Origin of the sequence: Paraburkholderia sp. RL18-085-BIA-A (genome assembly GCF_046027075.1) — a bacterium.
GTDB lineage: Bacteria > Pseudomonadota > Gammaproteobacteria > Burkholderiales > Burkholderiaceae > Paraburkholderia.
Genome location: NZ_JARESU010000538.1, coordinates 1 through 713 on the forward strand (window position 1 = coordinate 1; position 713 = coordinate 713).

1 protein-coding gene and 1 pseudogene are annotated in these 713 nt (G+C 63.8%); one reads left to right on the plus strand and one right to left on the minus strand.

Annotated features, from left to right (window positions below; genetic code table 11):
* Window positions 1–207 (plus strand): annotated as a pseudogene (locus tag P0D89_RS53715) (hypothetical protein); the annotation flags it as partial.
* A 121-nt stretch (window positions 208–328) separates the two neighbouring features.
* On the opposite strand, the gene P0D89_RS53720 reads toward P0D89_RS53715, so the two are convergent.
* The coding region (locus tag P0D89_RS53720; RefSeq protein ID WP_408379758.1) for a hypothetical protein at window positions 329–713 on the minus strand (385 nt) is incomplete at its 5' end.

Below are 713 nucleotides of genomic sequence, written 5' to 3' on the forward strand. Positions count from 1 at the left end.
CAGGCCTTCAATGCCGCGGAGAGCTGTGTGGCCGCCGCGCTGCGCCACTTCGATAAAGCCGATGCGCCCGACTTCGAAGCCGACCTCGAGGAGGCCGCGTGCTGGATGCTGGTGCGGGCCTGCGAGAATGCACACCGGCTCGGGCTGACCGTGCAGGGCTTCGACGCGTTCAACGAGTGGTTCTGCGAGCACGTCGTCGTGACGTGATTCCAGCCGCCGAGCACAACGCACCTCACCCTGCGGAGGCTGGGCGAGGGCGGCCCGAAGAACAACAACTTCGGAACGTTCACTTCGCGACTACGTGGCAGACGTTTCCTGACGGAGCGCATTAATTATGAGGAAGCAGTTGACCGCCGCCGCAATCGCGACCTGCCTCGCGCTGGTAGCCGTCCGGGCCCAGGCGGGAACTGTCGATGTCGACTACAGGAATGCGACCTTCCGCATCGACAACGAAGACGTGAAGTTGTCGAATGGCAAGCGAGCGGTACCGGCCGCGCCTGGCTCGGCGACGCAGCACGTGACGCGTGTGGTCGGCAAGCCCGTCGGCGGCCGGCTTGACTCGAAGCCTGCTGCCGCGATATTCCTGGCGGACGAACCAGGCGGTAGCGGCATTTTCAATTACGTAGCGGTGGCATTCAGTGACTGCAGTAAGACCAACGCCGTCTTCCTTGGCGACCGCATCATGCCGCGGTCGATTGTGTTCCATGGCCGCT